General features: G+C 63.4%; 8 protein-coding genes and 1 tRNA gene. 1 reads left to right on the top strand and 8 read right to left on the bottom strand.

Features of this window, described 5'->3' with window-relative positions; genetic code table 11:
- The 5 genes from JWQ24_RS13440 to JWQ24_RS13420 form a co-directional block, all read right to left on the bottom strand.
- Positions 1-1705, bottom strand: a 1705-nt coding sequence (locus tag JWQ24_RS13440; RefSeq protein WP_299808580.1) for a methyl-accepting chemotaxis protein, incomplete at its 3' end; no start/stop codon positions are given.
- 431 nt (positions 1706-2136) lie between these two features.
- A complete protein-coding gene (locus tag JWQ24_RS13435; protein ID WP_299808586.1) occupies positions 2137-2868 on the bottom strand; it encodes an amino acid ABC transporter ATP-binding protein in 732 nt (243 codons plus the stop codon).
- A 40-nt stretch (positions 2869-2908) separates the two neighbouring features.
- Complete coding sequence (locus tag JWQ24_RS13430) at positions 2909-3601, bottom strand: ABC transporter permease subunit (protein WP_299808577.1); 693 nt, start codon at positions 3599-3601, stop codon at positions 2909-2911.
- A 3-nt stretch (positions 3602-3604) separates the two neighbouring features.
- Complete coding sequence (locus JWQ24_RS13425; protein ID WP_299808574.1) at positions 3605-4336, bottom strand: amino acid ABC transporter permease; 732 nt, start codon at positions 4334-4336, stop codon at positions 3605-3607.
- Between the two features lie 254 nt (positions 4337-4590).
- Entirely contained in the window at positions 4591-5505 is a 915-nt protein-coding gene (locus tag JWQ24_RS13420) for an amino acid ABC transporter substrate-binding protein (protein WP_299808583.1), read from the bottom strand.
- A gap of 147 nt (positions 5506-5652) precedes the next feature.
- Between JWQ24_RS13420 and JWQ24_RS13415 the strand changes: the two genes are divergently transcribed.
- Positions 5653-7092, top strand: a complete 1440-nt coding sequence (locus JWQ24_RS13415; RefSeq protein ID WP_299808571.1) for a DHA2 family efflux MFS transporter permease subunit — start codon at positions 5653-5655, stop codon at positions 7090-7092.
- Here JWQ24_RS13415 and JWQ24_RS13410 read toward each other — a convergent pair.
- The 3 genes from JWQ24_RS13410 to cpdR form a co-directional block, all read right to left on the bottom strand.
- Entirely contained in the window at positions 7089-7874 is a 786-nt protein-coding gene (locus tag JWQ24_RS13410; RefSeq protein WP_299808568.1) for a gamma-glutamyl-gamma-aminobutyrate hydrolase family protein, read from the bottom strand. The genes JWQ24_RS13415 and JWQ24_RS13410 overlap by 4 nt on opposite strands.
- A gap of 211 nt (positions 7875-8085) precedes the next feature.
- A tRNA-Val gene (locus JWQ24_RS13405) sits at positions 8086-8160 on the bottom strand.
- A 106-nt stretch (positions 8161-8266) separates the two neighbouring features.
- On the bottom strand, positions 8267-8626 hold the full coding sequence (cpdR, locus tag JWQ24_RS13400) for a cell cycle two-component system response regulator CpdR (protein WP_138833499.1): 360 nt from the start codon (positions 8624-8626) through the stop codon (positions 8267-8269).
- Positions 8627-8841 lie beyond the last annotated feature (215 nt).

Raw genomic sequence — 8841 nt, 5'->3', positions numbered from 1 at the left:
AGATCTGCATGCTGATCTCGCCGGTCGCCTTCGCGGTCTGTTCGGCCAGCGCCTTCACTTCGGAGGCGACGACGGCAAAACCACGACCGGCCTCACCGGCACGTGCGGCTTCGATCGTGGCATTCAGCGCCAGGAGGTTGGTCTGGCCGGCGATGGTGTTGATGAGTTCAACGACATCGCCGATGCGCGACGCCGCCAAAGCCAGCGCTGCAACACGCTCGTTGGTCTGGCTGGCCTGCGCCACCGCCGAATGGGCGATGGTGGAGGATTCCTGCACCTGGCGACTGATCTCGTTGACCGACGACGCCATCTGCTCGGTGGCCGACGCCACCGACTGCACATTGGTCGAGGCTTCTTCCGAGGCCGCAGCCACGGCGATCGTCAGCTGCTGCGAACGCTCCGCAGTCGCGGTCAGGGTGCCGGCGGAGGCCTCCAGCTGCGATGACGCTGCAGACACCGTCTCGACGATGTTGCCGACGGCCTGTTCGAAATCGTTGGCGAGCTGGACCATCTCGCGCTTGCGAGTCACGGCGGCCGCCTTGTCGAGATCGATCCGGGTCTCGGCCTCGTCGCGCGCCTTCTGCTCGGCGTTCTCGCGGATCACCGTCACGGTCTTGGCGATGTCGCCGATTTCGTCGCCGCGCTTGGCGCCGGGAATCACCACGTCGAGATCGCCCTTCGCCATCTTCGCCATCGCGCCGTTCAGCCGCTTCATCGGCCGCGCCACGCCCAGGAAGGAGAAAGTCACCGTGGCGATCAGCACCAGCACCAGCACCATGCTAAGCCCGGCGCTGACCTTGCTCGAGAGCACCAGCGCCTCGGCGGCACGGCTCCGCGCCGCGGTCACCTCGCCCTGTGCGGAGGCCACCGCCATCGTCGCCAGCTCGGACGCCGACGAAGCGGCCGGCAGGATCTTGTTGATCGTGACGCTGGTCTTCAGGTCGTTGATCTTGATCGCCTCGTCGGTGGCGGACATGAACTTCTTCATATCGTTGCCGAGCTGGACCAGACCGGCCTGCAGCAGCTCGTTGTCGTCCACGACGCTGGCGCGCGACAGCGCGGTGTTGAGCGCCTTGGCGCGGACCGCAATCTGCGCCTTCTGCTGCATTTCGTTCATCGCAGCATAGCGCCAGGCGGCGGCCTGCACGGCGTTGACGGCGCTGTCGGCGTCAGCCAGTTGCAGGTTCACCTCGCTCCAGTTCTGCGCCTCGGTGATCGCGGTGGTGCCGCGCATCTGCTCGAGGTGACGGCTCCAGTCCAGTGCCGCGACGTTGCGATTGCGATAGAGTTCGAGCAGCTTCTTCTGCAGCGCGACCATCTCGTCGGCGGCGGCGACGTAGTCGCCAGTCTGCGTCTTGATTTCTCCAAACCGCTTCTTGTCTTCCTCCTTGGAGGTGAGCGCGACGGCGCTGCCCTCGACCTCGTCCAGCGCGGTCTTGGCAGCCTGCAGGTCGGCGCTGGCGCCTTCGATCGCCGGTGTCGAGATCGCCATCCGCAGGCTGTTGGACGCCAACCGCATGCTGCCCAGCGTGGACTGCATCACATAGGCGCTGTCTGCGATCTTCTGCTGGGTAGCCGCGTCGCGGTTCAACTCGAAAATGGTCGTTTCGGCCCGCATTCCGTTGGCAACCACACCCACCGACAGCAGAATGCCGAGGAACCCGGCAAGGCCGAGCTTGTTGCCGACGCTGTTGATCTTGATCATTTCGATTTTCTTTCCGGAATGGGCACGAAGGTCAGGCGAATAGATAAACTGGCCGGCGGCGACAGGCCTGGCGCCAGGTGCCGGTGCGGAAGTTCAGTCAGCTTGAAGGGTTGGGATGCAGCGTGGGAACGAAGCCAGATCAAGACAAGTTCGCGAGGACGAAGGCCTGACCGCTCCGGTGGAGTTCAATCAGCGGCTCGGCGGCCTTCGTCCTCACGGTTGCAAGATACCAATGGACTCTGACGCAATCGTTAATGTGCCGCACTGCGGAAAACAGAAAATAAGTCGTAATCTGAGGCGGTTGCGGCGGGCGTCGATACAAGCCCGGATTGAGATTCTGCTCGAGCGATCTGAACCGAGGCACCATCAGCGCTGACCTGACCTCGCCCAGAGTCAGCGGGGCGAGAGAAGCAGGTCGCCCGCGGCACGGGTCAATGCGCCAGGATCTTTGACAGGAAGTGCTGCGCGCGTTCGCTGCGCGGGCTGCCGAAGAAATCTTCCTTCCTGGCGTCCTCGACGATCTCGCCCTGGTCCATGAAGATGACGCGGTCGGCAACCTTGCGGGCGAAGCCCATCTCGTGCGTCACCACCATCATCGTCATGCCCTCCTTCGCCAGATCGACCATGACGTCGAGCACCTCGTTGATCATTTCCGGATCGAGCGCCGAGGTCGGCTCGTCGAACAGCATGCAGATCGGGTCCATCACCAGCGCGCGCGCAATGGCGACGCGTTGCTGCTGGCCACCGGAGAGCTGACCGGGATATTTTTGCGCATGCGCCGTGAGGCCGACGCGCTCCAGCATCTTCATCGCCTTGGCCTTGGCGGCGTCTTCCGGGCGGCCGAGCACGATGGTCTGGCCGAGGCAGAGGTTCTCGACGATCTTCAGATGCGGAAACAGCTCGAAGTGCTGGAACACCATGCCGACCCGCGAGCGCAGCTTCGGCAGGTCGCGCGTCATCGTCGTGACGTTGAGGCCGTCCACTGTGATGGTGCCCTCCTGAACGGGCTCCAGCGCATTCACCGTCTTGATCAGGGTCGACTTGCCCGAGCCTGACGGGCCGCAGACCACCACCACCTCGCCCTTGTCGACCGAGGTCGTGCATTTCTTCAGCACCTGGAACGACGGGTTGTACCACTTGCTGACATTGTCGATGGTGATCATGGGCATGGGGATCGACCGGAGGTTGGAGCTGTGGACACGATTAGCGGATGATGCTGATGCGCTTTTGCAAGCGCTTGACGAAGATCGAGGCCGTGAAGCAGATCAGGAAGTAGACCACCGCCGCGAACAGATACATTTCGGTAAGTCGTCCATCGCGCTGCGCGACTTTCGAGGCGGCGCCGAGGAAGTCGGTGATCGACAGCACGTAGACCAGTGAGGTGTCCTGAAACAGCACGATGGTCTGGGTGAAAATCACCGGCAGCATGTTGCGGAACGCTTGCGGGAGAACGACGTAGCGCATCACCTCGCGGTAGTTCAGGCCGATCGCATAGCCGGCCATCACCTGACCGCGCGGGATCGCCTGGATGCCGGCACGCATGATCTCGGAAAAATACGCCGCCTCGAACAACGTGAAGGTGATGATGGTCGAGGAATAGGCCCCGACCTGCACCGGCTGGTCCGCCCGCAAGATCCACTGCCCGATATAGGGCATCAGGAAGTAGAACAGGAAGATCACCAGCACCAAAGGCAGCGATCGCATCAGGTTGACGTAGCTCGCCGCAAAGGTCGACAGCGCCAGGTTGGACGACAGCCGCATCATCGCGATCAAGGTGCCGAGGATCAGACCGCCGACGGTGGCGATCACCGTCAGCGTCAGCGTGAAGGTCATACCCTGCTGGAACAGATAGGGCAGGCTGCGCCAGATGACGTTGAAATCGAAATCGCTGAACATCACCTACTTCCCCTCGTTGAAACCGGGGACCGCGAGGCGCTTTTCCCAGTAGCGCATCCCGAACGTCACCACGCCGCTGAGCAGCAGGTAGATCACGGTGGCTGCCGTGAACGCCTCGAACACCTGGAAGGAGAACTCCTGCATCGAGCGCGCCCGCGCCGTGAGTTCCAGCACGCCGATGGTCAGCGCCACCGCGGTGTTCTTGATGGTGTTGAGGAATTCCGAGGTCAGCGGCGGGAAGATGATGCGATAGGCCAGCGGCAACAAAATGTAGCGGTAGGTCTGCACGGTGGTCAGGCCTATCGCCGTGCCGGCCATGCGCTGACCCTTCGGCAGCGAATTGATGCCGGCGGTGACCTGAGCGGCGACACGCGACGACATATAGAGACCGAGCCCGATCATCGCGGTGTAGAATGGTCCGTTGCGCAGCTGCTTGACCCAGGCGCCGAGCTCCTGCGGCAGCAATTCGGGCACCACGAAGAACCAGATGAACAGCTGCACCAAGAGCGGCACGTTACGGAACATCTCGATATAGGCGTTGCCGAGAAACACCGGCCAGCGCGACGGCAGCGTGCGGATGATGCCGATGAAGGAGCCTATGACGAAGGCGATGGTCCAGGCGCACAGCGCCAGCAGGATCGTTACCCCCAGCCCGCCCATCAGCGAGGCGAAGTAGGTGCCGGTCGCCTCAGGCGTCTGCTCCCAGAAGATTCCCCAATTCCAATTGTAATTCACGAATCCCCCCGCCGCGACTCCCCCGGACCGAAACCCATGCAATGGCCGGGCCATCGCTTTCTTTATTTCCCTCGCCCCGCCCGACGAAGCGAAGCTTCGCTAGGCGGGAAGAGGCTGGCTCGAAGGACCGAAGGTCATTCGAGACGGGTGAGGGGGATTCAGGGTTTCACTCGATAGTCCCCCTCACCCGCCTTCCTCATGCTTCGCATGTGAAAGACGGCCTCTCCCCGCGAGCGGGGAGAGGTTAAGCGGCCTCACATGGCGTAGGCGTCGGGATCGGCCGAGTCGGTCGGCTTCTCGAATGACTTCTTCTGCTCCGGCCCCATCGGCACGTTGAGCGTCAGGCCCTTCGGCGCGATTTTCTGCATGAACCACTTGTCATACAGCTTGGCGCCCTCCGGGCTCTTGTAGAGTGCGGCGGTGGCGGCATCGACGACCTTCTTGAACGGGGCGTCGTCCTTGCGCAGCATGATGCCGTAGGGCTCCGGCTTGGAGAACGCATCCTTGGAGATCACATAGCCGGTCGGATCCTTCGAGCCGGCCGCGAGGCTGGCGAGCAGGATGTCGTCCATCACGAAGGCGACGGCGCGGTCGGTCTCGACCATCAGGAACGCCTCGGCGTGGTCCTTGGCGGCGATCACGTTGATGCCGAGGTTGCGCGCGGCATTGGCTTCGGTGAGCTGCTTGATGTTGGTGGTGCCGGAGGTCGAGACCACCGACTTGCCCTTCAGATCGTCGATCGTGTTGAGCTTGCTGGTTTTCTTCGAGACGAAGCGGCTCGCGGTCAGGAAGTGGGTGTTGGTGAAGGCGACCTGTTTCTGGCGATCGACATTATTGGTGGTCGAGCCGCATTCGAGATCGACGGTGCCGTTGGCGATCAGCGGGATGCGCGTTGCCGACGTCACGGGATTGAGCTTGACCTCGAGCTTGTCCATCTTGAGGTCGGCCTTCACGGCGTCGACGATCTTGTAGCAAATGTCCATCGCGAAGCCGATCGGCTTCTGGTTGTCGTCAAGATAGGAGAACGGCACCGATGAATCGCGGAAACCGATGGTGATGGCGCCGGTGTCCTTGATCTTCTTCAGCGTGCCGGTCAGTTCCTGCGCCTGCGCCTGTGTGGCGCAGAGAGCGACCGCGAGGGCGGCGCCGACAAGACGTATCGAATTCATTGTCGAATTCATCGGGTGGTCTCCTGGTTCGATGGAAAAGGGCTGTTCGGCTCGGCTCGCCGCGATGCCCCGCGCCGGTACGACTGTCGCAATGCTTGCACAACCCGGGCCAAAACGGAATTGGTTGTACCTACACCGTTTGTCGCGGTGGACAGCATCCCGTACAAGCCGGAGATGAGCAATGTCCTGCCCGCCCCGTGCGATGCCGCAACTGCGCAGGCCGCCGCGCCGGCCGGCCCGTGCAGACACCCCAACCTGGTGATCGCCACCACGATCCTGGCCTCCAGCATGGCCTTCATCGACGGTTCGGTGGTCAATGTCGGCCTGCCGGCGATTGCCGCCAGCTTCTACGCCGAGGCCGGCGAGCTGCAATGGGTGGTCAACGCCTATCTGCTGCCGCTCAGCGCGCTGCTGCTGCTCGGCGGCGCGGCCGGCGACCGTTTCGGCCGCAAGCGCCTGCTGATCGCCGGCGTCGGCCTGTTCGCACTGGCCTCATTGGCCTGCGCCGCCGCCCCCAGCCTGTTCTGGCTGCTGGTGGCGCGCTTCTTTCAGGGCGCTGCGGCGGCAATGTTGATGCCCAACAGCCTTGCGATCCTCGGCCAAAGCTTTTCAGGCGAAGCCAAGGGCCGCGCGATCGGCATCTGGGCGGCGTCAGGCGCGGCCGGCGGCGCGATCGGCCCGGTGCTCGGCGGCTGGCTGATCGACGCCGGCAACTGGCGCTATGTGTTTCTCATCAACCTGCCGCTGGCGCTCGGCGCGATGGCGCTGGGGTGGATCGCCGTGCCCAAAGACCGCGGCGGCGATGGCGACCGGCTCGACGGCCTCGGCGCGATACTGGCGACCGCCGGGCTGGGGCTGGCCACCTGGGCACTCACCGAAGGCTCCAGCCGCGGCTGGTCGGTCGGCGTGCTCGCAGCACTACTTGCCGGCGCGCTGCTGCTGGCGATTTTCGTGGCAGCCGAGAAGCACGTCGGCGAACGCGCAATGATGCCGCTGGCGCTGTTCGGCTCGGCGAGCTTCGTTGGCCTGACGCTGCTCACCTTTCTTCTTTATGGCGCGCTAGGTGGACTGTTCGTGCTGCTGCCCTATCTGTTGATCGAGGCCGGTGGCTACACCGCGACGCAGGCCGGTGCCGCCCTGCTGCCGCTGCCTCTGGTGATCGCGCTGACCTCGCCAGTCGCCGGCGCCTTTGCGGCGAAGACCGGCCCGCGGCTGCCGCTGACATTCGGGCCTATCATCGTCGCGGGCGGTTTTCTGCTGGCGCTGCGGATAGGAAATGGCGCCAGCTATTTCACCGACGTGCTGCCGGCGATGGTGGTGATCGCGCTCGGCATGGCCGGCGCGGTCGCGCCGCTGACGACGGCGGTGCTGATGTCGGTCGATGCCCGCCATGTCGGCTCGGCGTCCGGCTTCAACAGCGCGGTGGCCCGTACCGGCGGCCTCGTCGCCACCGCGCTGATCGGCGCGGTGATGGCGGCAACAGGTCCGGCGCTGACCGGCGCCTTCGGCACCGCCACGATCATCGGCGCGGCGCTGTGCCTGGCCTCGGCGCTGAGCGCCTGGTGGCTGATCCCGGCGAAGGTCTAACTTCTCTTCGTATGCACCAGCACGGCGCGCTCCCGCACCGCTGCGCCGAACGCTTCAAACAAGGCACGGTTGATCGGGTTGAGGTGCGGGTCGTATTCGGCGTGCCACTGCACGCCGAGCGCAAAGCCCGGCGCGTCCTTGATGCGAATCGCTTCGATGGTGCCGTCCTCGGCCACGCCCTCAATGACGACGCGCTGGCCCGGCACGTCGATGCCCTGGCCGTGTAGCGAATTGACCGTGATGGTCTCGCGGCCGAGCAAATGGGCAAACGCGCCGTCCGGCGTCAGGTGCACCGCATGGCGATCGGCGAACACCACCGCGGGGTCGGGATGGATCTCGCCCGATTCGAGCCGGGGCATGCGGTGGTTGATGCGGCCGGGCAATTCGCGGATTTCCGGATGCAGCGATCCACCGAAGGCTACGTTCATTTCTTGTAGACCGCGGCATATGCCGAAGATCGGCACCCCGCGCGCCACGCATTCGGCGGCCAGCGCCAGCGCCACCGAATCGCGGGCATTGTCATAGGGCTCGTGGCGGACATGCGGCTCGACGCCGAAATGCGACGGATGCACGTTGGCCCGCGCGCCGGTCAGCACGATGCCGTCGACCACGCCCAGCAAAGCCTCGATGTCGGTGATATCGGGCGCGCCGGCGAACATCAGCGGCAGTGCGTCGGCAACCCGGGCGATGGCGCGAAGATTGGCTTCGCCAACATTCTGCACCGCGAAGCGATTCTCGACGCGATATGCGTTGCCGATCACGCCAATCACCGGCCGGGTCATGCAGGAATCACTTTCGGGTCAATTATTCCACGCCTGATCGTCACATTAGGCCGGTCATGCTGCAATGGCGAGCGCAGCAACGCAATTCAGCTTTTTTGCACAGCAGGGGCTGGATTGCCGGAAGGCGGCCAGACGGCAGGCCACGATCGGCGGCCGGGCCTCACGAGAGAGTCTCTTTAGAGAGAATTTCTGTTCAAGGAGGGTGACATAATGGTGGGCGCGACAGGGATCGAACCTGTGACCCCCTCGATGTCAACGAGGTGCTCTCCCGCTGAGCTACGCGCCCTTATCTTGGTCTTCTCGGGTGCGGTCCGTATAACGGACCAAGTTCAGACAGGCAAGGACGCTGAAGCGACAATCCTTGTCTGTTTGAAATTTAAATTGCGACGGCCTCAGGCCGCCAGCATCTTGTTCACTTCGCTGACCAATTCGCGCAGGTGCACGGGCTTGGCGAGCACCTTGGCGTTCTTCGGCGCCTCGGAATCGGAATTCAGCGCTACCGCGGCGAATCCGGTGATGAACATGATCTTGATGTCGGGGTCGAGTTCCGAGGCGCGGCGCGCCAGTTCGATACCGTCCATTTCGGGCATCACGATATCGGTGAGCAGCATCTCGAACGGCTCCTCGCGCAGCCGCTGATAGGCCGACAGGCCATTGTCGTGCGACGAGACCTGAAAGCCCGCATTTTCCAGTGCCTTGACCAGGAAGCGGCGCATGTCGTTGTCGTCTTCGGCGAGAAGGATTTTGTGCATGGGTTGGTCGTTGAATCCCGGTAGGAGATCAGTCCATTCACTAAGCCCGCAGAGAGTAAATTTCGGGTGAAAGGACGGCAGGCCGAGCGCGGAAGCACGTGACGCTATTTCTGTACCGGAATGCCGAACAATGCAATGAAGACAAGCGTTTCTCGCATCTCAGAACCGTTCCAGCCGGTTTGAGGCTTTTTTCGCTTGGCAGAACGGTCGCGATT

It is taken from the genome of Tardiphaga sp., assembly GCF_028290495.1.
Classification (GTDB): domain Bacteria; phylum Pseudomonadota; class Alphaproteobacteria; order Rhizobiales; family Xanthobacteraceae; genus Tardiphaga.
This window is presented reverse-complemented; position numbering and strand designations above follow the sequence as displayed.

Coding starts and splice junctions, on each gene's coding strand:
- JWQ24_RS13435 (WP_299808586.1), bottom strand. CDS start 2,868: ATGATCACCATCGACAATGTCAGCAAGTGGTACAACCCGTCGTTCCAG.
- JWQ24_RS13430 (WP_299808577.1), bottom strand. CDS start 3,601: ATGTTCAGCGATTTCGATTTCAACGTCATCTGGCGCAGCCTGCCCTAT.
- JWQ24_RS13420 (WP_299808583.1), bottom strand. CDS start 5,505: ATGAATTCGATACGTCTTGTCGGCGCCGCCCTCGCGGTCGCTCTCTGC.
- JWQ24_RS13410 (WP_299808568.1), bottom strand. CDS start 7,874: ATGACCCGGCCGGTGATTGGCGTGATCGGCAACGCATATCGCGTCGAG.
- cpdR (WP_138833499.1), bottom strand. CDS start 8,626: ATGCACAAAATCCTTCTCGCCGAAGACGACAACGACATGCGCCGCTTC.